Raw genomic sequence first — 26,214 nt, 5'->3', positions numbered from 1 at the left:
CCGTGGCGGGAGTCGAATCGTGGATATGCAAGCTCATCCTTATTTGCAAAAGCCGGACGAAGAGGACGTGGTCCTCGGCAATCTGATCCAGGCCGTGATCGACGATATCTGGTGGCTGATCGGCGTCGCTGCTTTCGTCATCGCGGCGGCGGCCGTGTACTGCTATCTCGCGCGGTCCATCTACTCCGCCGACGCGCACGTGCGCGTCGAGACCAACGACAACACGTCGCAAGCGCTGACGCAGACGCAGACGGGTCAGGCCATCAACAGCGGGTCGAGCGCGCTGCCGACGGATGCGGAAATAGAGATCATCAAGAGCCGTGGCGTGGTCGCGCCGGTGGTCGATCAATGCAAGCTGAACTTCGCGGTATCGCCCATGACGATGCCGTTTTTCGGCAGCATCGCGGCGCGGTTCGCGACGCCCGGCCAGCCCGCGAAACCTTGGTTCGGCATGACGAAATATGCGTGGGGCGGCGAGGTGATCGACGTCGATTCCGTCGATGTCGAGCCGCGCTACGAAGGCAAGGACCTGATCCTCACCGCACTCGGCGATGAACGTTTTTCGCTCGTCGATCCGGACGGTCATGCGCTCTTGCAAGGCAGGGCCGGCGCAAGCGCAAGCGGCAATGGCGTGACGCTGCTGGTGACGAAGCTCGTGGCGCGCCCCGGCACGCAGTTCAAGGTAATGCGCGCGAACGACCTGAGCGCCATCGGCGCGTTTCAATCGGGTATCACGGTGACGGAGCAAGGCAAGCAGACCGGCGTGATTCAGATATCGCTCGAGAATCAGAATCCGGACAAGGCGGCGGAAATCGCCAATGCGCTTGCGCAGTCTTATCTGCGTCAGCATATCGAGAGTAAGCAGGCCGACGCCAGCAAGATGCTCGAATTCTTGCGCAGCGAAGAGCCGCGTCTGAAGTCCGATCTTCAGCGCGCGGAAGCGGCTTTGACGGAGTATCAAAGGCAAGCGGGCGTCATCAACGCAAGCGACGAAGCCAAGGTCTATCTCGAAGGCAGCATCAACTATGAAGCGCAGATTTCCGCGCTACGTTTGCAGATTTCGTCGCTTGAGCAGCGTTATGGTAACGCGCATCCCGCGTTGCAGACCGCGCGCGATCAGCTCTCGCAACTCGAAGTGCAACGCGAACGTTATGCATCGCGCTTTCGCGATCTGCCGCAATCCGAAGTGAAGGCGGTCGCCTTGCAGCGCGATGCAAAAGTGGCCGAAGACATCTACGTGCTGCTGCTCAATCGCGTGCAGGAATTGTCCGTGCAGCGCGCGGGAACGGGCGGCAACGTGCATATCGTGGATGCCGCGCTGCGTCCGGGCGATCCGGTCAAGCCGAAGAAAGTGCTCATCATGTCGGCGGCCGTGATTCTCGGCTTGATCCTCGGCACGGGTTTCGTGTTTGCGCGGCGCGCGATCTTCAAGGGCATCGACGATCCGGAAAGACTCGAACGTGTCGCTGCATTGCCTATCTTCGGCCTCGTGCCGCAAAGCGCGGAACAGATCAAGTTCGATACCGACGCGCGCCGCTATCAGAACCGTGGCGATCGACTGCGCGAGACGCCGATCCTCGCGACCATGCGTCCGAACGATGTCACCGTCGAGATCATGCGCAGCCTGCGCACGTCGATTCAATTCGCGTTGATGGAATCGCGCAATCGCGTCGTCATGTTCACGGGGCCAGCAGCAGGCGTCGGCAAGAGCTTTCTGGCGGTGAATCTTGCCGTGCTGCTCGCGGCGACCGGCAAGAAAGTCTTGCTGATCGACGCCGACATGCGACGCGGCAAGCTCGAACGTTCCTTCGACGGCGAACGCGTGCCGGGTCTTGCCGAGCTGCTTGCGGGGAACATCGGGCTCGAAGAAGCAATACGCACGACGCGCATTCCATCGCTTGGGTTTCTTGCCGCGGGCAAGCGTCCGGAGAATCCTTCGGAGCTATTGATGTCGCCGCGTCTTCAGCAGTATCTCGATGGCCTGAGCCGCGCGTACGACGCAATCATCGTCGATACGCCGCCGGTGCTCGCAGTCACGGATGCGCTGATCGTCGGCAAGCTCGCGGGCGCCAACTTCCTCGTGCTGCGCTCCGGCGCACATAACGAAGCGGAGATCAGCGAAGCCACGCGCCGTTTGCGCACGGCGGGCATCGCGGTGCAGGGCGCGATTCTCAATGGCACGCCATTGCGGGCACGCGGCTACGGGCGCTCGCATTACGCGAGCACGGAAGAATATTTGAGCGCATGAAGTCGATTCGAGAGGAACGAGCCATGACTCTGAAAGTTTCCGTGGTGGTGCCGACTTATCGGCGCCCGGCGGACCTTAAGCGCTGTCTTGCCGCATTGCGCGCGCAGACGCATTTGCCCGATGAAGTGCTGGTCATTGCGCGTCCGGAAGACGATGCGACCGCGCGACGTCTCGCCATCGAGATGAAAAGCGCGAACGGCTTTACGTTGCGCGTGATCGATACCGGCGCGGGTGGCCAGGTCGCCGCACTCAATCGCGGGCTGGAGGCCGCGCAGGGCGACATCATCGCCATCACGGACGACGATGCGGCGCCGCGCCCCGACTGGACCGCGCGCATCGTCACGGCATTCGCGCGCGATACGCGGCTCGGCGCAATCGGCGGACGCGACTGGGTCCACGAGAAAGGCCGCGTGCTGGATACGTCGCGCGAGGAGGTGGGCGTGATCCGGCGCACGGGGCGCATTGTCGGCAATCATCATCTCGGCGTGGGCGCGGCGCGCCGTGTTCGCATGCTGAAGGGTGCGAACATGAGCTATCGGCGCGTGGCCGTGGCGATGCTGCGCTTCGATACACGTTTGCGCGGCGCGGGCGCGCAAGTGCATAACGACATGGCCTTCAGCATGAGCGTGGAGCGCGCGGGATGGCATGTGATGTACGACCCGCTGATCGCGGTGGATCACTTCCCGGCAGAACGTTTCGACGATGATCGCCGCGACGCGCAAACGCTCAACGCATTAAAGGACGCGGCCTACAACTTCCACCTGATCCTGAGCGAACAACTGGCATCGTTCGATCGCGAGGTCGCGTGGCTTTGGTATGCGTTGATCGGTACGCGCGTGTATCCGGGTGCGCTGCACGCGCTTGCTGCCGCGCGTTTCGGATTGCCGCGCGCATGGCAACGCTGGCGCGCGGTCCGACGAGGCGCATATGAAGCGCGCCGCGATGCACGACATTCGCGCGATGACGCCACGCAATCCATTCATGCCGCGAGGACGCTATGACTCACGTGCACGTGCATCTCTTTCATGGCGCGGACCCACGGCACTACCGTTCCGGCGACAAGATCGGCTGCCTCTACGGCTATCACCATGCCGAATCGCCGGAGTTCGTGCTTTCCTATTCACGCGATGCCGCCGAAGGTAAGCCGATGCGCATCTTGCGGCGCGCGCTGAAGGCGATCGTAGGGTTCGACTTCATTCATACGTGGCGCAATCGCGATGACATCTTGTCCTCGGATGTCGTATGGACGCATACGGAGCACGAGCATCTTTCGGTCGCGCTGTTGCTGCTTCTCAAAGGCCGGCGCAAGGAATCGCCAGGCTCGCCGCTCTTGCTCGCGCAGTCGATCTGGTTGCTCGACAAGTGGGCGGGTTATGGCGCGTTACGTCGCTGGGTGTATCGCAAGCTGATCGACCGGGCCGATATTCTCACCACGCATTCCAGCGTGAATGCAGCGCTGGTGCGCAAATACTTCGACCGTGAAGCGACCCAAGTCTTCTATGGTCTGAACATGCAGGACTTCACGGTGCAAGAGCCGCGCGAATGGACGCCGCACGCGCCGGTGCGCATCGGCGCAATTGGCAATGACCGTGACCGCGACTGGCCGACGCTTGCCGCCGCGTTTCGCAACGACGCGCGCTATGAAGTGCGAATTGCAACGCGTCGCCGGGTGCCGGCGGCCTTGCGTGCGTCGAATGTTCATGTGGCGCCTGCAATCGGTCTCAAGGCCGCGCGCGAGGTCTACGATTGGGCCGACGTGATCGTCGTGCCATTGCGCGCGAATACGCATGCCTCGGGGCTGACGGTGCTGCTCGAAGCCATCGCGCTTGGCAAGCCCGTGATCGTCACCGATGTCGGTGGCCTGCGCGACTACTTCGGCGCAGGACATGTCGCCTATGTGCCCGCGCACGATTCCGCCGCCATGCGCCGCGCGCTCGATGAAATGCGCTCGAACCCGGCGCTTGCGCTTCATCGCGCACAAGCGGCGCTGCGGCATTTCATCGAGCAGGACTACACCACGCGGGAATTCGCGCTGCAGCACGTGAGGATTACGCGTGAGGCGCTGCGTCCTTCGTTCGGACGCAACATGCATACGCGTTCACAACCGACGCACCGCACGAGTTGATGCGATGACCGCACCCACGCTTCCTCATTCCCCACGCGCCCCACGCGATCTCGCCGGTCGCATCGGCAAGGTCAGCGAGGACTCGACGCACACGCGCAAGGGCGCACCGGAGTGGACCGCGCAAGCCATCGTCTGGGGCTTGACGACGCTGCTCGTGCTCGCCAAGCAAGGCACCGTGCTCACGCTCGCCTTCCCGTTGATGGCCACGCTTGCAGCGCTATGGCTCTACTTCAAGAGTCCTGCGCGTTATGTGGGCTTCATGTGGTGGGTCTGGTTTCTGAGCCCCGAAGTGCGGCGTCTCGCGGACTGGGGCAAGGGCGGCTTCACGCCGACGAGTCTCATTCAGATTGCGCCACTCGTCGTCACGATGATCTGCGGCATCACGCTCTTGCGGCAATATCGCGTGCTTGCGCAACGGCGCGGCCTGCCGGTGCTGCTGATGCTGCTCGGTATCGCGTATGCGTATCTCATCGGGGTGGCTGCGAGCGGGCCGATGGCCGCCACTTACGACCTCGCCAACTGGCTTTATCCGGTGCTGATCGGCTTTCACATTCTCGTGAATGCGCACGAGTATCCGACGTATCGCAAGGTCATGCTCGATACGTTCGTGTGGGGCCTCTTCATCATGGGCGCATACGGCATCGTGCAATTCTTCGTCATGCCGCCGTGGGACGCCATGTGGATGATCGGCTCGCAGATGAACTCGCAAGGCGAGCCGGTGCCGCTCGGCGTGCGTGTATTCAGCACGATGAACTCGTCAGGGCCGTTTGCGCTCGTGGTCATGGCCGCGCTGACCTTCGTGATGGCGGGCACGCAGCGCGTCAAATGGATCGCGGGCGGTCTCGGCTTCGTATCGTTCGGTCTTTCGCTCGTGCGCTCGGCGTGGGGCGGATGGATCATCTCGATGGTGTTGCAGCTCATCAAGGCAAGCAACCGCGTGCGCTTGCGGATACTGCTTGGCGCCATCGTGCTCGTCGGAATCTCGATCCCTTTGATGACCGTCGGCCCGATTGCCGACCGTCTGGGCACGCGTCTGCAGACCATGACCAACCTGAGCGACGACAGCAGCTACGCCGCACGCAACGAGTTCTATGCGAACTTCATGGTCACCGCCTTCACCGATGTCACCGGCGAAGGTTTTGGCGCTACCGGAACCTCGACGAAACTCGCGAGCGCAAACGGTGATCTTGGCAAATACGGCAGCTTCGATAGCGGTCTCATGAACGTGCCGTTCGTGCTCGGCTGGCCCGGAGGATTGATGTATGTCGCGGGCGTGGGCCTCTTGCTCGTGCGTGCATTACGCGCTTCATTTTCCCTGCGCGACGACAAGTTCGCGCAAGCGTGCCTGAGTCTTTCATTTTCGATGGTCGGCATTCTCGTGTTCGCGAACACCTTCGTCAGCACGGGCGGATCGTTGCTGTTCATGAGCCTCTTTTCGATCATCGCCGCGCGCCATCATGCCAAGCTCACGCGCCGGCGCGCCACGTTTTCTCCTTCCATCACGAGGTCAAGCCGATGAAGATCGCGATCGTCACGCACGTCGTGCGTCATAACGACGGCCAGGGGCGCGTCAACTACGAGATTGCACGCGCGGCGCTCGCGGAAGGGCATGACGTGACGCTGATTGCGTCGCATGTTGCGCCCGAACTGCTGCAAAACCCGCGATTGCGCTGGGTGCGCGTGACAGCGGGCCGCTACTGGCCGACGCGGCTGCTCAAGCAACAGGTCTTCGCCATCAAGAGCGCCTGGTGGTTGCGCACGCATCGCGATGAATACGATGTCCTGCACGTGAATGGCTTCATCACGTGGGCAAGGGCCGACGTGAACACCGCGCACTTCGTCCATGGCGGCTGGACGCGTAGCCCGTATTATCCGTTTCGCTTGAGCGGAGGTGTCTGGTCGGCGTATCAGGTGATCTATAGCCGCATGAATGCGTGGCTCGAAGGATGGGCTTATCGACGCTCGCGTGTGATCGCGGCGGTATCGGAGAAAGTGGCCGAGGAGATACGCGCGGGCGGTATAGAACGAAATCGTGTCGAAGTGGTTTATAACGGCGTGGACACGGCCGCGTTCTCGCATGCGAGCAAGAACCGCGCGATGTTCAGTCTCCCCGATGACGCATGCCTGTTGCTCTTCGTCGGCGACTTGCGCACGCCGCGCAAAAACCTTCAAACGGTGCTGCAAGCGCTGGTGGGTCTGCCGAGTAGCGTGCAGCTCGTCGTGGCGGGTTATCTGCCGGGCAGTCCTTATCCGGAGCAGGCGCGCATTCTCGGCATTGCGGACCGCGTGCATTTTCTCGGGCTCGTCAAGGACATGCCGACCTTGATGCATTCCGTCGATGTCTTCGTGTTTCCCTCGCGTTACGAAGCCATGAGTCTTTCGCTGCTCGAAGCGCTTGCAGCGGGTCTTCCCGTGGTGACGGCGCAAACGGCGGGTGGCGCGGAGATCATAGGCGACACTTGCGGCATCGTGCTCGACGATCCCGACGATGAACTGGCACTCGCACGCGCCATCGATACGTTGGCGCATTCGCCCGCACGTCGCGCCGAAATGGGCGAAGCGGCGACGCAACTCGCGACCAATTTCAACTGGGCGCGCATGGCGCGTCGTTACCTCGACCTTTATCGCAGCTTCGCGCAGCGTGAGCGTTCACCCGCCCCGCTTGCTGCAACCTCCGCGCAAACAGGCGTCTGACCGCTCAACCCGAGATTATCCCGAGCTTATCCCGAGACTAACCCGACCTTGGACCCACACATGAGCACGCACACTATCAAGTCCCTGCAAATCGGTATGCATTGGTTCCCCGAGCGCGCGGGCGGACTCGATCGCATGTATTACACGCTGGTCGGTGCGCTGCCTGCGGCGGGCGTCGATGTGCGCGGCGTGGTCGCGGGCTCGCCTCGCGTGGCTGTCGATACGGGCGGCGCGATTCGCGGCTTCGGTCCCGCCGCGCAGTCGTTGCCGCGACGCCTGATGAATGCACGCAACGCATTGCGCGATACCTTGAAGAGTGAGCGTCCCGATGTCGTCTCCTCGCACTTCGCGCTTTATACGTTTCCTGGTCTCGATGTGACGCGCGGCATCGCGCAGGTATCGCATTTTCAGGGGCCTTGGGCGGATGAGAGTCATGTGGAAGGCGCAGACTCGTTCGGGCAGCGCGCGAAATTCATGCTGGAGCGGCGCGTGTATGCGCGTTCCTCGCGGCTGATCGTCTTGTCGGAAGCGTTCGGGCAGATTTTGAGCACGCGCTATGGCGTGCCGGAAGAGCGCATTCGCGTGGTGCCGGGCTGCGTGGACGTTGCGCAATTCGACCTGAAGATGACGCGCACCGAAGCGCGCAGGCGTCTGCAATTGCCAGTGGGAAGACCGATCGTGCTCGCGGTGCGGCGGCTCGTGCGGCGCATGGGACTCGAATCGCTGATCGACGCGATGACGCGCGTGAAAGCGAAGATCCCCGATGTGCTACTGCTGATCGCGGGCAAAGGCCGGCTTGCGGACGAGTTGCAGCAGCGTATCGATGCAGCGGGCTTGCAGGATAACGTGCGCCTGCTCGGCTTCGTGCCCGATGAGCAGCTCGCCGCGCTTTATCGTTCCGCCGATGTGAGTATCGTGCCGACAGTCGCGCTGGAAGGTTTCGGCTTGATTACCGTGGAATCGCTGGCTTCGGGAACGCCGGTGCTGGTTACGCCGGTTGGTGGCTTGCCAGAAGCGGTACGTGGACTATCGGAGGACCTCGTGCTGGCATCGACCGGCGCGGATGCTATCGCCGATGGACTGATTGCCGCGTTCGATGGATCGCTCGATCTCCCGAACGAGGCGGATTGCAGGCGTTACGCGTGGGAACATTTCGATCGCGGCGTGATTGCGCGGCGCGTGGCTGCGGTTTATGAGGAAGCGATTGAAGCGGGACCGGTGCATTGAAAAACGATAAAGCGCTTCCGCGGATAACCGCCGAAGCGCTTTTAATCGACGCTCAAGCGCAAATCAGACCGCTACTCGCGCGCTCATATACTCGTACATCCACTCCAACGTGCGATCGATCGGTGTAGCCGGCACTTGCCCGATCACCCGCCGCAACTTGCGATTGGACCCGACGAGCCGCGCGATCTCATTGCGTCTCAAGAAACGCGGATCGACGAATACATCGATCTTGTAGCCGGCTATGCGCGCAAGCATTTCAAGCACCTCGCCAAGCGAATGACTACGCCCGGAGCAGATATTGAACGTCTCACCCGCAGGCGCCGCTTCGAGCAATTTCGCATAGGCGGCCACCACGTCCCGTACATCGGAGAAGTCGCGCGACACATTCAGATTGCCGAGCGAGATGCGCGCTTCATGCCGTGCGTAGTGCCCGACGATCTTCGGCAACACATAGTCTTCGCTTTGCCCCACGCCCGTATAGTTGAACGGCCGCACGAAGAAGATCGGCAACCGGTCCATCCATAGCCGCGATGCCTGTTCCATAGCGAGCTTGCTGACCGCATAGTCGTTGGCGGGCTTGATATCGACATCTTCATCGATCACTTCCACCACTGCGTTGCCATACACATTGGCCGTGCTTGCAAGCAAGACCGCGCGCGGCTTGCGGTCGAGCGTGGCGAGCGCGGCAAGCAGGTTACGCGTGCCGACGATATTCACGAGATAAGTCGTGCTCGGCGTGTTGCCCGTGACATGCGCCGCGCCCGCCAGGTGCACGACGACATCGGGCCGCGCGTCGGCGACGAATGACTTGAGGGCGTCAGCGTCGAGCAGATCGACGGGCAGGCCGACGACATTGGGGACATCGGCTTCCGGCGAAGCGGACGTGGTGCCCCAGACGTCGTAGCCTGCGTTCATCAAATGCGCCGCCATGTGGCGGCCCGTGAAGCCGGAGAGCCCGGTTATGAGTGCGCGACGAGGCATGGGCGTTCAGAAGGTAGGCTGCAATTCGTTACGCTTCAGGTCCGCTTCCACCATCATCTGGCAGAGCGCTTCGAGCGTGGTCGTGGGATGCCAGCCCAGCTTTTCGCGTGCCTTGTCCGCGCTGCCAATCAACAAATCCACTTCCGCCGGACGATAAAACTTCGGGTTCACGCGCACCAGCGTGCGTCCCGTCGATATGTCGATACCGCGTTCGCGCTCGCCTTTACCGGCCCATTCAAGTTGATAACCCGCTGCGGCAAATGCCATGCGCACGAAGTCGCGTACCGTCTCCGTGCGATTGGTGGCGAGCACATAAGTATCGGGCTCGCTCGCCTGCAGCATGCGCCACATGCCTTCCACGTATTCGGCGGCAAAGCCCCAGTCGCGCTTTGCGTCGAGATTGCCAAGCTCGAGCAACTCCTCCTTGCCGAGCTTTATTTTTGCAACCGTATCCGTGATCTTGCGCGTGACGAATTCACGGCCACGCAACGGCGATTCGTGATTGAACAAGATGCCGCTGCATCCGAAGATGTTGTACGACTCGCGATAATTGATCGTCGTCCAATGAGCGAACAGCTTGGCCACACCATATGGGCTACGCGGATAAAAGGGCGTCTCCTCCGATTGCGGAATCGCCTGCACCTTGCCGAACATCTCCGATGTCGATGCCTGGTAATAGCGGATCGTCGGATCGATCACGCGCACGGCTTCGAGCAGATTGAGTGCGCCTAAGCCCGTGACGCCCGCGGTCGTCGAAGGCTGATCGAAGGAGACGCCCACGAAGCTTTGCGCCGCGAGGTTATAGAGCTCGCTTGCTTCGGCGGATTCGAGCAGACGCAGGTTCGAACCGAGATCGGTCAGATCGTGCTCAACCAGCTTGAGCTTCGGATGCCGGTCTATACCGAGTTCCGCGATACGCCAGAAATTCACCGAGCTCGTGCGCCGATACGTACCGACCACTTCGTACCCCTTGTCGAGCAGCAGCTTGGCAAGATACGCGCCGTCCTGCCCCGATACTCCGGTGATGATCGCCTTGTTCTGCGTGGCCATGGTGTTACCTCGTCGGTGATGTCATGAGGCGATTCTAGGCAAAAGAAATCGGAAAAAAACCTTTAGCAATTTTTAATGAGCGCGCCATTCGGCGCTTAGGAAAAGACGTTTCTTAAGCCATGCGAATGCCATTTAGCAGACGAATATTTTTCGTTTTTTTAGCTTTATTTGGCCTCTAACCTGCAAAGCGTCGGACCGCGACTCTTCTCGTTGATGCGACCAGACGACGTCCCGATGCATCGAGCGCACCCGGCGTGCACGCAGTTTTATCGGAGGCCCCGTTGCGGCGTAATTCGTTCTTCACTTCCGTTTGCAGGCTGATCTGTTTGCCGCTCGCGTGCGTGGCGAGTGGCGCATTCGCGACGCCGCCCGTGCTCGATGCAAAGACATCGTGGATAGGCAATACGTCGGGCTTTGGCGATGGCACATGGACGCAGATCAACATCACGGCGATTGCCGTTGCGCCCGATGGCCGCGTGTTCACCAATGCGCCGTGGGACGAAAGCGGCGCGGAAGCGAGCGTGTATCGCGATGGCCGCATGTCGAGTTACGCCGGCGGCACGCATGGATGGGGCGCTTCCGGCGGCAATGCCGTTGCAGTGAATTCGCGCTATGTATTTGTCGCCGTCGGCGTAGGTAACGAACAAGGCCGGCTCGTCAAGCAAGGCGTGTGGCCGCCTGCGGGCAAGCAGTGGTGGGGCGTATCGCGTCGCGATATCAACGACGTCAAGCGTCCCGTGCCTTTCGGTGCGAGTGCATTGGACGAAAAGGACCCGCGCGCCACGCTGGCGCGCAGCTTCCTCACGATCAACGAGTCGAACGACGCACGACAGGACGTAAGCGGTCTTGCTGCAAGCGAAACAAGGCTTTATGTGGCGAACACCGCGCTGAATCGCATCGAAGTCTATGACGCGCAGTCGATGCAAAAAGAAGCGCAATGGAGCGCGCCGCAGCCGGGGAAAATCGCGCTGTCGGCGGATGGTTCCTTATGGGCGATCGTGGAGAGCAACGACGATCATCCGCGCATCGCGCATTACGCCGCATCGGGCGCGTTATTGGACGATGCGCCGCGCTTGAATGCCGATAGCAGCGCGGTGGATATCGCCATCGACAGAGAAGGGCGTCTGCTTGTAGCCGATAACGGGCCGCGTCAGCAAGTGTTGTTCTTTTTGCGCAAGGCGAATGCTTATCTCGAAGCTGGCGCGTTGGGCGAGCGCGGCGGCATCTTCTCCGGCGTTGCGGGAACGCCGGGCCCGCGTCGCTTCAATGGCCTGACAGGCGTGGGTGTCGACGCCGCTGGCAACGTCTATGTGTCGACGAACGGAATAGGGCCACGCACGGGTTCGACGGGCGCCGGTCTTGGCGCGACGCTGGAAAGCTATGCCGCCAATGGCGCGTTGCGTTGGCAGACGCAAGGGCTTCTTTTCGTCGATGGCGCGTGGATCGATCCGGGCCGCCCCAATAGCGTCTTTACCGGCAACAAGCGGTTCGAGCTGGATCTGTCAAAGCCTGCGGGACAGGACTGGAAATACGCGGGCTTTCTGTCGGGCCGCTTCAAGTATCCCGACGATCCGGTGTTCCACGTCGATCAATGGCCGGGCATGCCTATCGCAAGAAAACTCGATGGCCGCACGTTCCTGTATCTGACCGACATGTATGCGGATCACATGAAGATCTATCGCTTCGATGCGAAGCATGACGGCGAGCTGGCGATTCCATCGGGCTTTATCGCGGGAAGACCACGCCCCGTGCAGAACGTGCCGAACCGCCCCGAAGGCGGCGAGTGGATTTGGCGCGATAGCAATGGCAACGGCCGCTTCGACGAAAGCGAATTCAAGCGCAATCCGGGCACTGCGCGCATGACGGGCGGCTGGGGCTGGTGGGTCGATATCAAAGGCGACATCTGGCGCACGAGCGACGTGAAGGGCATTTATCGCCTGCGCTATGGCGGCCTCGACAAGCAAGGCAATCCTGTCTACGACTACGAAAACATCAAGACGTACCCCGTTCCCGCGCCGTTCACCGAATTGCGCCGCGCGATCTACGACGCGGCAAGCGACACGCTCTATGTCACCGGTTATACAGCGGACGCGCCTTACGACAAGCGCTATTGGAAAGAGGTCGGCAAGCGCCTCGTGCGCTACGACCAATGGTCCGACGGCCCGCATCAACGCTATGCAATCGACTTGCCGTGGGATACGCAGAAGAAGCCGCTATCGACCGTGATTGGTGTGACCGTCGAAGGGCAATACGTGTTCGCGGTCGAGCCTGTTGGCGACGTGCACGTGTTCGACAAGGACTCCGGCAAAGAGGTAGGCGTAATCAAGCCGGGGGCGGAAGTCGGTCATGCGTCGGGCTGGGTGGACGTACCCAATGGCGTGAGCGCCTATAAGCGCGGCGATGGCGAGTACCTGGTGTTCGTCGAGGAAGACGCACGAGGCAAGGTGATGATGTACCGCTGGAAACCCGGCACATGAAGTCGCGAGGAACCGATGGAAAAGAGCATGGTCAGGAACGTCGGCATCAACTTCGTCGGGTTGATCCTGCCGACATTCGTATCGCTTGCAACGGTACCTGCCTATATCCACCTCGTAGGCGTGGAGCGTTATGGCGTGATCAGTCTCGTATGGACGCTGATCGGCTACTTCGGGATTCTCGATCTCGGCATGAGCATGGCCGCGCAACATCAGATAGCGAAAGCGCATGCGGCCGGGGATATGGCACAGCGCGCGCAGGTCTTCTGGAGCGCGGTGTGGCTCAACTTCGCGACGGGCGTGGCAGGCGGCCTCGCCATCTACTTCGGCGCGTTTCTCTATACGGCGTATGTGGCGCACTCCGCACCGGCCTTGCAGCATGAGGTTTATCGCGCGTTGCCGTTTCTCGCGCTCGCCATTCCCATTGCCAATGTGTCGTGGGTTTTTGCTGGCGCGATCAACGCGATGGAACGCTTCGGCATCTATAACGCCAATCAGACCTTCGGCACTTTCCTGTTCCAGTTGCTGCCGCTCGGTGCTGCGTGGTTCATCGCGGCCAATCTGCAAACGGTGCTAGCTGCCGCGGTCGTCGCGAGATTGCTTGCGGCCATTCTGCTTGGAAGAGCGAGTCTGAAGCTGCTGGCGATACGCCGCATCGATTGGCCGAAGCGTGCCGTTATGGGCGGGCTCTTTCGCTTCGGCGGCTGGATGCTGGTCTCAACGATGACCTCCATGCTCACCGATTCGCTCGATCGCGTTCTGCTCGGCGCGCATCTCGGCGCGCGTTTCGTCACGTATTACACGGTGCCGCAGAACCTCGTCACGCGTCTCAACATGCTGCCCAACGCGATGGTGCGCACGCTGTTTCCGCGCCTTTCATCGATCGATCGCAGCGACGCCGGCAAGATGGCCGCGACATCGCTCGAATTCCTCAATGGCGTATTTACGCCGCTTGCGATCTTCGCGATGCTCGTGCTCGAACCGTTCCTGCATGTGTGGATCGGCGCTGATCTCGCCATCGCAAGCGCACCGGTAGGCCGCATTCTCGTGATCGGCGTATGGCTCGTCGGTCAGGCGAGCGTCACGCGCATCCTCATTCAGTCGCAGATCAACCCCGCTTCGGCTGCACGTGCAGGACTTTTCCAGTTGCCGTTCTTCGTGGCGCTCCTATGGTTCGGCATTCAACGATACGGGCCGGTTGGCGCCGCAAGCGTGGTTGCCCTGCGAGCGCTTGCGGACTACGCGGTGCTGTTGTGGCTGACCCGTGTGCGCGCTACCCCAATTGCGCTCGACATGCTTGCCCATCTCGCGTTTCTGCTCGCGGGGCTGGTGCTTGGCTATCTGATCGATGCCATGGCGCATCCGCTCTATGCAATATCCGCTGCCGCCTTGCTCGCACTCGTCGATGCGGGATGGTCCGTGGTGACGCGGCCGGCCTTGCGTGCGCTTTTGCTTGCAGTGCTACGCAAGGCCGGCGCGCGTTTTGGAAGACGCAATCATTTACCGTTGAAGGCGAGGAGTGACGCATGAAAACAAATATCGAAGACGCGTTCATGGGGACCGCGAAAGCGCGTCATTTCCTGCACGAGCCGGCGCCAGCCATGACGCCGGTGCCGCGTCGCGAGCGCAGTATCGCGCGTGCGAACGGTGTACCGCGTATCGCTATCGTGCATGACTGGCTCGTGACCTACGCTGGCGCGGAGCGTGTGCTGGAACAGATGATCGCGTGCTTTCCGGACGCGGATATTTTTAGCGTCGTCGACTTCCTCGAAGACAGAGGGTTCTTGCGCGGCAAGCAGGCGAAGACCTCGTTCATCCAGAAGCTGCCATTCGCGAAGAAGCGCTATCGCGCATATTTGCCGCTCATGCCGCTCGCGATAGAACAGCTTGACGTGTCCGGCTACGACCTCATTCTGTCGAGCAGCCATGCGGTAGCGAAGGGTGTGTTGACAGGACCCGATCAGGTGCACGTCAGTTACGTGCATTCGCCCATACGCTACGCATGGGACCTGCAACATCAGTATCTCAAGCAGTCGAATCTCACTGCGGGCATGAAGTCGCTGATCGCACGCATGGCGCTGCATTACATGCGCAGCTGGGACATACGTACCTCGAATTCGGTGAATCATTTCATCGCTAATTCGGCTTTCATTGCGCGGCGAATCCACAAGGTTTATCGGCGTTCGTCGCAAGTGATCTTTCCTCCTGTCGATGTCGCCGCGTTCAACGTGTGCGAGGAAAAGGACGATTTTTATTTAACGGCGTCGCGCATGGTGCCGTATAAGAAGATCGATCTGATCGTCGAGGCGTTCGCGCAGATGCCTGAGCGCAAGCTCGTCGTGATCGGCGAGGGCCCGGACATGGCGAAGATCCGTGCGAAGGCTACGCCCAACGTGCGCATCATGGGGTATCAGCCGTTCTCCGTGCTGCACGAAAAGATGCGCCGCGCGAAAGCGTTCGTCTTCGCGGCGGAAGAAGACTTCGGCATCTCGGTGGTCGAAGCGCAAGCGTGCGGCACGCCAGTGATTGCCTACGGCAAGGGCGGCGCATTGGAAACCGTGCGCGATGCGTCGGAGGCCGAGCCCACGGGCATGTTCTTTCAAGAGCAGTCGGCGGACGCCATCGTGGATGCTGTCGAGGCCTTCGAAGACGGCACGGTGACGTTCAAGCCAGCCGACTGTCGCAAGAACGCAGAGCGCTTTTCCAACGCGCGTTTCAGGGAACAGTTCCATGCGCATGTCGCACGCGTGGCGCCGCGCTTCGTTCTTCCTCCGCTGCCGGCAGAGCCAGAGGTTCAGGTCGAAGAAAAGAGCGATTTGCGCGTGCTTGCCGTGGATCAAAGCGGCTCGCTCGGCGGCGCGGAACTCTCCATGCTCGAAGTGGTGAAGAACATGCGTGGCGACGTGCAGACGGTTCTCTTCGACGATGGTCCGTTTCGCATTGCGCTGGAAGCGGTGGGCATCAAGGTAGACGTGCTCGACGGCAAAGCGCTCGGCAATGTTCGCAAGGACGGCATGACGCGTCCCGGCGCGGGCGTGGTGGGCGGCGTCGTCAAGCTCCTGCGCGGCACGCTCGAAAAGTCGCGCAATGCCGATGTCATCTACGTCAACACGCAGCGCGCGATGGTGATCGGCGCCATCGCCGGCCTGATCTCGCGGCGCCCCGTGGTGTGGCATCTGCGCGATATCGTGAGCGAGGACCACTTCGGGCGCACGCAGCTTTCCATCATCAAGTGGTGCACCAAGCTCATGCTCGAGCATGTCATCGCCAATTCGACGGCATCGGCGGCCGCGGTCACGGCGCTCACGCGTTTGCGCGAGGAGCGGCTCGATGTCGTGTTCAACGGCATATCGGCGGAGCCTTTCACTAGCATCGAAACGGTGGCGCAGCATGAGTTGCGAGCACGGTTCGGCTTGCCGCAAGATGCGTTTCTCGTCGGATGCTTTAGCCGTCTTGCACGCTGGAAGGGTCAGCATGTACTGCTCGAAGCGTTGCGCGAATGCACGGACATGCATGCCGTTCTGGTTGGCGCGGCGCTTTTTGGAGAACACGAGTACGAGGCCGAGCTGCGTGCTTTCGTACTCGAACACGGGCTTGCGGACCGCGTGCATTTTCTCGGCTTTCAGGATGACATTGCCGCGTGCATGAAAGCGGTCGATGTGGTCACGCATACGTCGATCATGCCGGAGCCGTTTGGCCGCGTGATCATCGAAGGCATGTTGTCGAAACGGCCCGTTGTTGCGACGCGTGCGGGCGGCGTGACGGATATCGTCGACGATGGCGAGAACGGCCTGCTCTGCGCTCCCGGCGATGCCGCCGAACTGGCGCGCATACTGGATCGCCTCAAGGACGATTCACCGCTTCGCGACCGTCTGACCGAAAGCGGCTTCGTACACGCAACGAAAAGATTCGGGACCGAGCGATATGTCGAGAGCGTCGAGAGAATCCTTGGAGACGTGGCGGCGAAGGCGAAGAAGCGCGAGCGTAGCTGAGGTACTCGAACTTCGATTAAGCCGCCTTTCGAGGCGGCTTTTTTTATTGGCGCTTTATCAACGCGCAATGCGAACGCGTGTCTTCGCAGGTTTCAATCTTGCGGCCCAGGCCATGGCGGGTCGCTCGACAAGCGCATAGAACGCTGCGGCAACCACAACTGCAATGGCGGTAAAAGCAAACGAGGCCCAGATGCCCGTTTGCAAGACCGAATGAAAAAGCACGGACCCAAGCAGCACGAAAATGGGCAGATGCACGACGTAAAGCGAGAAGCTGAACTCGCCGAGCACGGAAAACACGCGCACTGGGCCGCCTTCACGCATGGGCCGATCTAGCGCGCCAAACAAATAAACGGCAAAGGCCAGCGCCCAAAGCTGAAACGCCAGATATTGCGCAAGCCCGAAGGCAGCGCATCCGCATAGCGCGATGCCACCCGCCACGACTCCCGAGCGCCTCGGTGAGCGCACGTTGCGCGCTTTCGCTTCGGCGATCCATGCTCCAAGCATCCATGAAAGCCAGTAGGACGTGAAGATCACGATCTGCTGGCGCTCGAAGACGAGCGCCGACACGATGTTGACGACAGCGACAAGGCCGACGACCGCCGGCATTCCGATTCGCCTCCGCAATGCAATCACGAGCGGATATACGAGGTAGAACTGCACCTCGACGGAGAGCGTCCATAAGGCGCCATTGGAGCCGAACGTCTTGCCCGCGATTCCCTGCAAGGAAAAGAGATTGACGAGGAAAGCATGAAGATCGAAGGGATTGATCTTGCGGCTGACCGGATCAAAGCCGACGCTAAGCGAATCCAGCACGAACGTCAGTACCAGCGCGGCAATCAGAACCGGATAGATCCGCACGAAGCGCCGTAGCAGAAAATTCAAGCCGTCGAACGGCGCGCGCGGGTCGGCATTCAGGCGCCGCGCCATCGCGCGATGAATGCAATAGCCGCTGATGATGAAGAAAATCGGCACACCGGCCGATCCCCAGGCGACAGGGAACGTGAGGTAACTGACGACCGCGTTGAGGTCGAACGCGGGCGAGGCGCGATGAAACTGCTGCATGCCGACCCACGTAACCTGCCTGCAATGAAAGTACGCGACCAGCAACGCGGCGACACCACGCCATGCGTTGATCGCGACGTCTTTATCGTCGGCGATAGCGTTCGAATTGCGCGCGGAAGTGCGCAGCGCCATGTCGCTTTCGTCGAAGGCCGGGGAGTCGCTCATCGCTAAACCTTAAGGAGCCGAAGGGATCGGCCCATGTTAGAGCAGCAAGAAATCCGTGCCTAAGCAAAAAATTCGGCGCATTTCTTAAGAAAACAGGCAGCGTAACGGCTTAAAGCGGGCGAATTATTTATCGATTTTTTTCTGCTACGGTGAGCCCTCATCTACAGGCGAATGGGTGTCGATCATGGATATGCATGCAGTCGCCGGCATAGCCGTGCTGCTGGTACTCGTGGCGGCGTCTGCGTACCGCGACGCGTTGCGCAACGACCCTCTCGATCCCTTCCGCAAGAAGGGCTCCAACAATGCGCAGGCATCGCAGATGGAGGAAGCGGAGTAACGCGCGCAACGCCAAAAGCCTGCCGCAAGTGCGGGCGAATTCACAAGAAAAACAGCGCGGGGACAACATCAATTTCCGGTTTCGATCTGGAGGAGCAGTCATGCTTAAAGTGACCAAGGCCGTATTTCCAGTCGCAGGTCTCGGCACACGTTTTTTGCCAGCCACCAAGGCGAGTCCGAAGGAAATGCTGCCAGTGGTCGATAAGCCGCTCATTCAATACGCGGTGGAAGAAGCCATTGCTGCGGGCATGACGGAGATGATCTTCGTCACGGGTCGGGGCAAGCGCGCAATCGAGGATCACTTCGACAAATCATATGAGCTCGAAGCGGAACTGGAAGCGCGCAACAAGGCGGTTCTGCTCGATGCGGTACGCAGCATCAAGCCCGCCAACGTGGATTGTTTCTACGTGCGCCAGCCGGCCGCGCTGGGCTTGGGTCATGCGGTGCTATGCGCGGAACGGCTCGTCGGCGGTGAACCATTCGCCGTCATTCTGGCCGACGATCTGCTGCACGGCGCCGAGCCTGTCATGAAGCAACTCGTCGATGTATTCGACCACTATCACAGCTCGGTGATCGGTGTGGAACGCATCGCGCGCGAGGAAAGCGCATCGTATGGAGTGATCGAAGGCCGCGAATGGGAAGAGGACGTCATCAAGTTGTCGGGTGTCGTCGAGAAGCCGCAGCCCGCGCTTGCGCCTTCCAATCTCGGCGTGGTCGGGCGTTACGTGCTGATGCCGAGCATCTTCGATCATCTGCGCAAGACGAAGCCCAACGCGGGCGGCGAGATTCAGCTAACCGATGCTATCGGCTCCTTGCTCGCGGTCGAACAGGTGCTGGCGTATCGCTACTACGGCACGCGTTTCGACTGCGGCAGCAAGCTCGGGTATCTCAAGGCGACGGTACAACTGGCCTTGCAACATCCTGAAGTGCGCGGAGACTTTGAGGCGTATCTGCGTGCGGCGGTATGGGCGCTCATGCCGCAAACAAAGGACGAACCGATGACGCATGCGGAATCGCTACAGGATTCGCTGTGATTGGAAATAGTTCGAATGACGAATCATGATCATCGTAAGGCAAACGTAGTCCTGTAAAGAAGCGTCATATCCAAGGAAGGCAGGTCAACGCTAAAAAGCAGAGGGCGTTAAGGGCGATCCGATCCACGAATCGGTAACTCATGGAGTAGATCGCCCATGCAGGTCCGCGCATTTCATGCGCGCCGGCTATTGGCCTGGATCGTGTCCATCGGCGCTTGCGTGTTGCTGTGCGGATGGACTTCACATCGGCCAGTCAAGCCAGCACGCAAGCATCATGCTTTACACAAGGCCGTGTCGCACACGAAGCATGTGCACGCCAAGAAGGCATATGCCTTCCAGATCGGCATGGCCAGCTATTACGCCGACGCTTTCCAAGGCCGCCCCACCGCGAGCGGCGAGGCTTACGACATGAACGCGCTCACGGCCGCGCATCTCACGCTGCCGCTCGGCACTTACGTGCGCGTCAGCAATGCCGCGAAGACGCGGTCGGTCGTCGTGCGCATCAACGACCGCGGCCCCTACCAGAAGGGCCGCGTGATCGATCTTTCGTTTGCGGCGGCGGTATTGCTCGGCCTGCAACACGCGGGCACGGCGCAAGTGGTGATCGAGCGTGTATCGGCGCATGATGCCGTCGCCATTCCCGTGCATCATCGCGCAAAGAGGCGAAGGCACAAGCGGCACCGTTGAGCCGGATACAATGCGCTCTCGCCTGCTTGAGCGCTCTCTGATCCCACTCATGAATCAATCGACCCGGGCAGTCCTCCTCGGCCCGCTTCTCAAGAGCGTTTCGCGCTCGTTCTATCTGACGCTGCGGATTCTTCCGGCGGGCATGCGCGACCCCGTCGCGCTGGCGTATCTGCTTGCGCGCGCCGCCGATACCATCGCGGATACGTCGCTCATCGCGCCGCAACTTCGTCTGGAATTGCTGCTGTCGTTGCGCGCGCAAGTCAACGGCGCACCGGACGATGGCGCGCTGGCCCGCATAGCCGGCGAAGTAGCGGGCCAGCAAGCGCAAGCGGATGAACGCGCGCTGCTCGAATCGCTCGGCGGAGCGCTTGCCATCCTGCCGCAATTGAGCAAGGCCGACCGCGATGCCGTGCGCGATATCGTGACCACGCTCACAACGGGCATGGAGTTCGATCTGCGCACGTTCCCGGATGAAACCTCGGGCGAGATCGCGGCGCTCGGTGAATTCGACGAACTGGACCGCTACACCTATCTCGTCGCGGGCTGCGTGGGCGAGTTCTGGACGAAGATGACCTACGCGCATATGCCGGGCACGCTCAAGGCCGCGCCGGATGTCATGCTTGCGCGCGGCGTGCGCTTCGGCAAGGCGCTGCAGATGACCAACGTGCTGCGCGATTGCGCGCGCGATCTGCGTATCGGGCGTTGCTATCTGCCTTCGTCGATGCTGGCGCGTCATGGCATCGCGCCACGAGAACTGCTCGCGCCCGATGCATCCGATAAAGCGCGTCCCGTGCAGGACGAGCTGTTGCAAACCACCATCGCGCTCTATGGCGACGCGCTGGCCTACACGATGGCGATTCCATCGAGCGCCATTCGGCTACGGCTCGCGTGCCTGTGGCCGATCATGATCGGGCTGGAAACGCTGGTGCTGCTGGCGCGTAACGACGCATGGCTCGCGTCGGAGCGCATTACCAAGGTGCGCCGCAACGATGTCTATCGCATCATGGCGGCGTCGATGCCGCTGGTTGCATCGAATGGGCTTCTGAAGGTGTGGGCCGAACGCAGGATCAGCGACATCCAAGCCGCACTCAACGGCGCAGCTCGGCCATGATGCGTTCGGCCAGGAAGTCGCAAGGCGGCCGTTTGGATGCCGCGCTGCGCGCCAGCACCACTTCGAGCGCGGCGATTTCCGGCAGCCCTTGCGCCTGACCGAGTAGCGTGAAATGCGCGGGGACAGCGCACTTGGCAAGCGGCGTGACGGCAAGACCGGCTTCGGCCATCGTCAGAAGACCGAGCAGACTCGGGCTCTCGTACGACGTGCGATAGCCGATACGCGCGCGTTCCAGGCTGCGTATGGCGTTCTCGCGCGCCACGCTGCCCGGCAGGAACACGGCAATGGGCAAGGGACGTTCGCGCCAGATTTCCGTGGCCCCGGGCGCGGCGGCCCAGACCATCGGCTCGTGACGCAGGAATTCGCCGCTCAGACCTTTCACGCGCGTGGCGCAGACCAGATCGACCGAGCCGTCTTTCAGCATCGGCGCAAGCGCCACGCTCGGCAAGCCGACCACCTGAATCTCGACCTTGGGAAAGGTCGCCGAAAACTTCTTGAGGATGGGCGGAAACAGCGACGACGCGTAGTCGTCCGGTACGCCGATCACCACGCGCCCCGTCACGTCCGGCCGCACGACGGCGGCCCATGCTTCATCGCGCAAGGCGAGCATGCGGCGCGCGTAGGTCAGTAACACTTCGCCGTCTTGCGTGGGCGTCACGCTGCGCGGTTTGCGCACGAATAGCGCCTTGCCAAGCGCGGTCTCGAGCGTCTTGATCTGCATGCTGACGGCCGATTGCGAGCGATGCACGAGTTCCGCCGCGCGGCTGATGCTGCCCGTGTCCGCGACGGCGACGATCATGGAAAGGACATCGAGGTCGAGTGCTTTCATGCCTGTGTATGACGACTTGGTATCAGAAAATCTGAACGATGTTATCAATATTATGCGATTTTCTTTTAAATTGGCGGACGGCATAGTGCGGGAAAGGAGCGAACCAATGAACGCCCGTACCGATCCCGCCGTACTGTCCGCCTTGCAAGCCTTGCCCGAAGCGTCTTTCGCGACGACCGCGTCCGGCATTTCCGTGCCTTACGTGGATTGCGGCGAAGGCGAGCCGCTCCTGTTCGTGCATGGTTCGCTCTGCGATTACCGCTACTGGAGCGCGCAGATTCTGCCGCTTGCCAGGCAGTTTCGTTGCATCGCGCCGAGTCTCAGCCACTACTGGCCCGCCGTCGATGCCTTCGTGCAGGGCGAATTCAGCTGGGAAGCGCATGTCGCGGAGATGGCGGAATTCATCGAGGCGCTCGACATCGCACCCGTGCATCTGGTCGGGCATTCGCGCGGCGGGTGCGTCGCGTTTCATCTCGCAAGGGAATATCCGCGTCTCGTGAAGACGCTCACGCTCGCGGACCCGGGCGGACCGCTCCAGGTTTCGCCGCAGCCTGCGGCCGCCAGCTTGCCGCCCGCGACCAACGCGTTGCGCACGCGCGTGGCGGAACTCATCGAAATGGGCGAAATCGAGCCGGGGCTGGAACTGTTCGTCGACTCGGTCAGCATGCCGGGCTCCTGGCAAAAGAGCACGCCGGCTTTTCGACGGATGGCGATAGACAACGCGCTTACGGTGCCGAAGCAACTTCGCGATCCCTTGCCCGCTTATACCCGCGACGCCGCGCGCGATATCAAGTGCCGCACTTTGCTGATAGACGGACAAAAGAGCCCGCGCATGTTCCGCAATAACGTCGACAAGCTGGCGGAATGGATTGAATTCGCGGATCGGCAAACTATTGCCGGGGCATCGCACGGAATGAACGTGGCAAGCCCGGCCGCATTCAATCGTGCTGTACAGGCGTTTGCCGGTGCCTGGTAATTTCCTTAGCGATTCTTTAGCAAGAACGCTCGTTCGCTCGAAAGTCACGCTTAAGAATATCTTTGGCCATTGCTAAGGAAGTAATGGAAGGCAAGCTTTTATCGTCCGACTTTTTGTCTGCTTGTTGTGGCGGGACAACGCAAACGCGCGGGTCTCGGGCTAACATCATTGCCACCTCATCGCCAAGAAGAGGCCAATGTGAGTACGGGCCAAGACGATCTCGAAGTATGGAAGCGCCAGCGCACCCAGCAATTGGCGTTCGAACTGGCCGATAGCGGTCAATACGAGAATTTCGCCGATATCGCTTATGCGCTGCAATTCGAGCGCGGTCTCGCGACGGCGCAAGCACTCATCGAAAATCCGGAAATGCGTCGCTTGCTCAACGTGCATTGCGCAAATGCGCGTGAAGCGCTCTTGAACGTCAAAGCGCCAGCGCCTGAAAAAATACAGGCGCAATCTCAGCCGGTTTTAGAAACGCCCGAATTACCCACCCTCGAAATCATGGCGGCGCAAGGCGCGCCATCGTTCCTGCGCCGCGCTGCATTCATGCTCGGGCGAAGCGCACGCGCGGTCGAACCCGTGAACGCCGGGGACTTCAACTCCGCTGCGCCTTGAGCAGATCGAGCCGCAAAAGCCCTGCCGCGTCGCCCTTTCTCTCCTCGATTTGAGTGTGTGGCAGGGGAAATGGCGGATATGCACAGTCAAGTCGCGCCTCAAAACCATTACACTTACCGTAGTGGAACCAGAAGCCCGGGCCGTGCTCGCGCGCGTTCCGGTGTTTGAACTTTGAGGAGGGAAATGTTCGTGGCTAACGAAAAGATGCTGTCGCAAATGGCGGAGAAGCAAGGTTTTATCGCCGCCTTGGATCAAAGCGGCGGTTCGACGCCGGGCGCGCTCAAGCAGTACGGCATTGCAGAAGACGCCTACAACGGCGACGCCGAGATGTTCAAGCTGATGCATGAAATGCGCGTGCGCATCATCACCGCGCCGTCATTCACGGGAGAAAAGGTCATTGGCGCCATTCTCTTCGAAGCCACCATGGACGGTCAGGCAAATGGCAAGTCCGTGCCTGCGTTCCTGTGGGAAGACCGTGGCGTGGTGCCGTTCCTCAAGGTCGACAAGGGCCTCGAAGCGGAAGCCGACGGCGTTCAGGTCATGAAGCCGAACCCCGGCCTCGACGCGCTGCTGGAACGCGCCGTCAAGCTCGGCATCTTCGGCACGAAGATGCGTTCGGTCATCAAGGACGCGAACGAAAAGGGCATCGCCGCAGTCGTGAAGCAGCAATTCGAAGTGGGCAATCAGATCATCGGACACGGTCTCGTGCCCATTCTCGAACCCGAAGTGTCCATCAAGAGCACGGACAAGAAGGGTGCGGAAAAGATTCTGCGCGACGAATTGCTGAAAGGTCTCGACGCGCTGCCGGAATCCAGTCAGGTGATGATTAAGCTGACCATCCCCGATGAAGTGGACTTCTACGCGCCGCTGATCGAGCATCCGCGTGTCGTGCGCGTGGTGGCGCTTTCGGGCGGCTATACGCGCACCGACGCATGCCAGCGTCTGGCGAAGAACCACGGCATGATCGCGAGCTTCTCGCGCGCGCTTATCAACGAACTGAAGAAGTCGATGAGCGACGAAGAGTTCAACGCGACGCTCGGCGAGTCCATCGACGAGATCTACGAAGCATCGGTCGACAAGGTTTGACGCTTCAGTGGCGATGAGGCGTGCTGTCTGCCCTCATCGCCACGATCATGAATCGGCGCGTGTCGTCGATGGCGGCGTCTGCACGATAGGCGCGGCAGCCCGGAACAACTCTTCGCGGCAGCCGCTCCTCGGCGGATAGATCCGCTCCCCGTTGATCGTGCGCTTGGTCGCCTTGGCGGCCTCGCCTTCCGACACCAGCTTGCGTTCCCATCCCTCCGTATAGACCGCGCCCCACGGGCCCAGGTCGCAGACCGTCGTGTACCAGTCGATCTGCAACGGCAGCATCTCTTCTCCGTATAAATCGCAGACGGCGTTATTGCCGGCGTAGCGGCCCATCGGCCGGCCATGCTGACACGACATGACCGAAGGCCGTTTGCCGTCGATCAGCACGCGTGCGCAATCGCCCGCCGCAAATACGCCGGGAACGCCCGTGACGCGGAGATAGGCATCGACGGGCACGCGGCCCATGGAATCGAGTCCGACGGGAAGCTGGCTCGCTAATGCGTTGGCGCGCATGCCGCCGCACCAGACCACGGTGCATGCCTGGATGTAATCGGCATTGACGCCGTCCGAAAGCGAAGCGCCGTGTCCGTCGAGTTCTTCCAGCGATACGCCTGGCCTAAGCTCGACGTCGAGCGAGGTCATGGCCTGAACGACGACGCTTTGCGCGCCGCCCATCGATTGCGCGATTTTCGGCGACCGATCCGCGAGCACCACGCGCACCTTGTCGCGATCCGCTTCGCCCACGATCTCACGCAGGCGGCCGGGCAATTCCGCCGCGAGTTCGATTCCCGTGAGGCCTGCGCCGATCACGACAGCCGTATAGCGTCCGGGCGAGTCGGGCAATGCGGGCAAGGTGGACAGATGCGCCTGGAGCTTGCAGGCGCCCGCATAGGTATCGACGTCGAACGAGTGGCGATCCAGCCCGGGAATTTCCGGGCGTACCAGTTCGCTGCCTACCGCGAGAATGAGCCGGTCGTATTCCAGCGAACCTTCTCCGTCTTCCCGCGTGAACATGACGCGCCGATTCGCGCTATCGACCGTGTGCGCGGTCGCCTGGACGAAGCGCACGCCGGTCGGACCGAACACGCCGTCGAGCGGCACGAGCGTGGGATCGAGCGGTTGCTCGTAGTTGCGCACGCGCACGCTGTGATAAGGCTGCGGATTGAGGACGACCACTTCGGCCTGATCCGCTGGTTGCTGCAATTCATCGAGTTTGCGCGCGGCGGCGAGCGCGCTCCATAGTCCGGCAAAACCCGCCCCAACGACCACGATTCGCTTCAAGGCATTGCCTCCTTTGCAAACCGAACGTTCGATCCATTTGGCATGATGTGTCGTGGACAACGTCCTGCTTACTTTATAGGCGATGCGCTAAGCAATTTCCCGTCGATGCTAAAGAACTGGAGTTTTCAGGCCTGGATTAGTCGCGATTTCACCAAAACTGATTTCGTGGATTAAGTATTTACCCTTAGCGAAGCACTCACTAAACTCTCTTCAACGGTCGCACACGAGCAAATGCCAA

The 26,214-nt window shown here is 61.0% G+C and carries 21 protein-coding genes; 16 read left to right on the top strand and 5 right to left on the bottom strand.

From position 1 onward, the window contains the following. The first annotated feature begins 16 nt into the window (after positions 1-16). From NCR98_RS28055 to NCR98_RS28030, 6 genes are read left to right on the top strand one after another with little or no spacing between them, the layout of a single operon-like run. On the top strand, positions 17-2,248 hold the full coding sequence (locus NCR98_RS28055) for a polysaccharide biosynthesis tyrosine autokinase (RefSeq protein WP_502799819.1): 2,232 nt from the start codon (positions 17-19) through the stop codon (positions 2,246-2,248). 29 nt (positions 2,249-2,277) lie between these two features. Beyond that, positions 2,278-3,249, top strand: coding sequence for a glycosyltransferase family 2 protein (locus NCR98_RS28050; RefSeq protein ID WP_250528112.1), 972 nt, complete (start codon positions 2,278-2,280; stop codon positions 3,247-3,249). Beyond that, positions 3,246-4,373 carry a glycosyltransferase gene (locus NCR98_RS28045; protein ID WP_250527988.1) on the top strand — a complete coding sequence of 376 codons (1,128 nt, stop codon included), beginning with the start codon at positions 3,246-3,248 and terminating at the stop codon, positions 4,371-4,373. The genes NCR98_RS28050 and NCR98_RS28045 overlap by 4 nt, the downstream gene beginning before the upstream one ends. Positions 4,374-4,377: 4 nt before the next feature. Next, positions 4,378-5,892 carry a glucose-6-phosphate isomerase gene (locus NCR98_RS28040; protein ID WP_250510790.1) on the top strand — a complete coding sequence of 505 codons (1,515 nt, stop codon included), beginning with the start codon at positions 4,378-4,380 and terminating at the stop codon, positions 5,890-5,892. Continuing rightward, positions 5,889-7,067, top strand: coding sequence for a glycosyltransferase family 4 protein (locus tag NCR98_RS28035; protein ID WP_250527987.1), 1,179 nt, complete (start codon positions 5,889-5,891; stop codon positions 7,065-7,067). The genes NCR98_RS28040 and NCR98_RS28035 overlap by 4 nt, the downstream gene beginning before the upstream one ends. A gap of 60 nt (positions 7,068-7,127) precedes the next feature. Next, positions 7,128-8,294 (top strand): glycosyltransferase family 4 protein, encoded by a 1,167-nt coding sequence (locus NCR98_RS28030; protein WP_250527986.1) that lies wholly within the window; start codon positions 7,128-7,130, stop codon positions 8,292-8,294. 63 nt (positions 8,295-8,357) lie between these two features. On the opposite strand, the gene NCR98_RS28025 is transcribed toward NCR98_RS28030, so the two are convergent. Then, positions 8,358-9,275 (bottom strand): GDP-mannose 4,6-dehydratase, encoded by a 918-nt coding sequence (locus tag NCR98_RS28025; protein WP_250527985.1) that lies wholly within the window; start codon positions 9,273-9,275, stop codon positions 8,358-8,360. A 6-nt stretch (positions 9,276-9,281) separates the two neighbouring features. Then, positions 9,282-10,325 (bottom strand): GDP-mannose 4,6-dehydratase, encoded by a 1,044-nt coding sequence (gene gmd / locus NCR98_RS28020; protein WP_244829983.1) that lies wholly within the window; start codon positions 10,323-10,325, stop codon positions 9,282-9,284. Between the two features lie 281 nt (positions 10,326-10,606). Here gmd and NCR98_RS28015 point away from each other — a divergent pair, with 281 nt between their 5' ends. Genes NCR98_RS28015 through NCR98_RS28005 form a run of 3 tightly spaced genes read left to right on the top strand, consistent with a single transcriptional unit; the run spans position 10,607 to position 16,791 of the window. Then, on the top strand, positions 10,607-12,802 hold the full coding sequence (locus tag NCR98_RS28015; RefSeq protein ID WP_502799816.1) for an NHL repeat-containing protein: 2,196 nt from the start codon (positions 10,607-10,609) through the stop codon (positions 12,800-12,802). A gap of 15 nt (positions 12,803-12,817) precedes the next feature. Beyond that, the gene (locus NCR98_RS28010) at positions 12,818-14,329 is read left to right on the top strand and encodes an oligosaccharide flippase family protein (RefSeq protein WP_250527984.1); all 1,512 of its coding nucleotides are present in this window, start codon (positions 12,818-12,820) and stop codon (positions 14,327-14,329) included. Positions 14,330-14,352: 23 nt separating this feature from the next. Continuing rightward, positions 14,353-16,791 carry a glycosyltransferase family 4 protein gene (locus tag NCR98_RS28005; RefSeq protein WP_502799818.1) on the top strand — a complete coding sequence of 813 codons (2,439 nt, stop codon included), beginning with the start codon at positions 14,353-14,355 and terminating at the stop codon, positions 16,789-16,791. 57 nt (positions 16,792-16,848) lie between these two features. On the opposite strand, the gene NCR98_RS28000 is transcribed toward NCR98_RS28005, so the two are convergent. Then, the gene (locus tag NCR98_RS28000; RefSeq protein ID WP_250528110.1) at positions 16,849-17,985 is read right to left on the bottom strand and encodes an acyltransferase family protein; all 1,137 of its coding nucleotides are present in this window, start codon (positions 17,983-17,985) and stop codon (positions 16,849-16,851) included. Positions 17,986-18,202: 217 nt separating this feature from the next. On the opposite strand from NCR98_RS28000, the gene NCR98_RS27995 reads away from it, so the two are divergent. The 4 genes from NCR98_RS27995 (at position 18,203) to NCR98_RS27980 (ending at position 21,186) form a co-directional block, all read left to right on the top strand. Continuing rightward, entirely contained in the window at positions 18,203-18,355 is a 153-nt protein-coding gene (locus NCR98_RS27995; protein WP_244829986.1) for a hypothetical protein, read from the top strand. 100 nt (positions 18,356-18,455) lie between these two features. Beyond that, positions 18,456-19,388, top strand: a complete 933-nt coding sequence (gene galU, locus NCR98_RS27990; RefSeq protein WP_244829987.1) for a UTP--glucose-1-phosphate uridylyltransferase GalU — start codon at positions 18,456-18,458, stop codon at positions 19,386-19,388. 156 nt (positions 19,389-19,544) lie between these two features. Beyond that, on the top strand, positions 19,545-20,075 hold the full coding sequence (locus tag NCR98_RS27985; protein WP_250527982.1) for a septal ring lytic transglycosylase RlpA family protein: 531 nt from the start codon (positions 19,545-19,547) through the stop codon (positions 20,073-20,075). A gap of 49 nt (positions 20,076-20,124) precedes the next feature. Next, entirely contained in the window at positions 20,125-21,186 is a 1,062-nt protein-coding gene (locus NCR98_RS27980; RefSeq protein ID WP_250527981.1) for a phytoene/squalene synthase family protein, read from the top strand. Here NCR98_RS27980 and NCR98_RS27975 read toward each other — a convergent pair. Next, the gene (locus tag NCR98_RS27975; RefSeq protein ID WP_250527980.1) at positions 21,164-22,015 is read right to left on the bottom strand and encodes a LysR substrate-binding domain-containing protein; all 852 of its coding nucleotides are present in this window, start codon (positions 22,013-22,015) and stop codon (positions 21,164-21,166) included. The two genes, NCR98_RS27980 and NCR98_RS27975, sit on opposite strands and share 23 nt — an antisense overlap. A 106-nt stretch (positions 22,016-22,121) precedes the next feature. Between NCR98_RS27975 and NCR98_RS27970 the strand changes: the two genes are divergently transcribed. From NCR98_RS27970 to NCR98_RS27960, 3 genes are all read left to right on the top strand, one after another. Beyond that, entirely contained in the window at positions 22,122-22,991 is an 870-nt protein-coding gene (locus NCR98_RS27970; RefSeq protein WP_250527979.1) for an alpha/beta fold hydrolase, read from the top strand. Between the two features lie 198 nt (positions 22,992-23,189). Beyond that, positions 23,190-23,606 carry a hypothetical protein gene (locus NCR98_RS27965; RefSeq protein WP_250468617.1) on the top strand — a complete coding sequence of 139 codons (417 nt, stop codon included), beginning with the start codon at positions 23,190-23,192 and terminating at the stop codon, positions 23,604-23,606. A 189-nt stretch (positions 23,607-23,795) separates the two neighbouring features. After that, on the top strand, positions 23,796-24,692 hold the full coding sequence (locus NCR98_RS27960; protein ID WP_244829993.1) for a fructose bisphosphate aldolase: 897 nt from the start codon (positions 23,796-23,798) through the stop codon (positions 24,690-24,692). A 45-nt stretch (positions 24,693-24,737) separates the two neighbouring features. Here NCR98_RS27960 and NCR98_RS27955 read toward each other — a convergent pair whose 3' ends face one another. Next, a complete protein-coding gene (locus NCR98_RS27955) occupies positions 24,738-25,976 on the bottom strand; it encodes an NAD(P)/FAD-dependent oxidoreductase (RefSeq protein WP_250468615.1) in 1,239 nt (412 codons plus the stop codon). Positions 25,977-26,214: the final 238 nt, after the last annotated feature.

Source organism: Caballeronia sp. GAWG2-1, from assembly GCF_023631405.1.
Lineage (GTDB): Bacteria > Pseudomonadota > Gammaproteobacteria > Burkholderiales > Burkholderiaceae > Caballeronia.
This window is presented reverse-complemented; position numbering and strand designations above follow the sequence as displayed.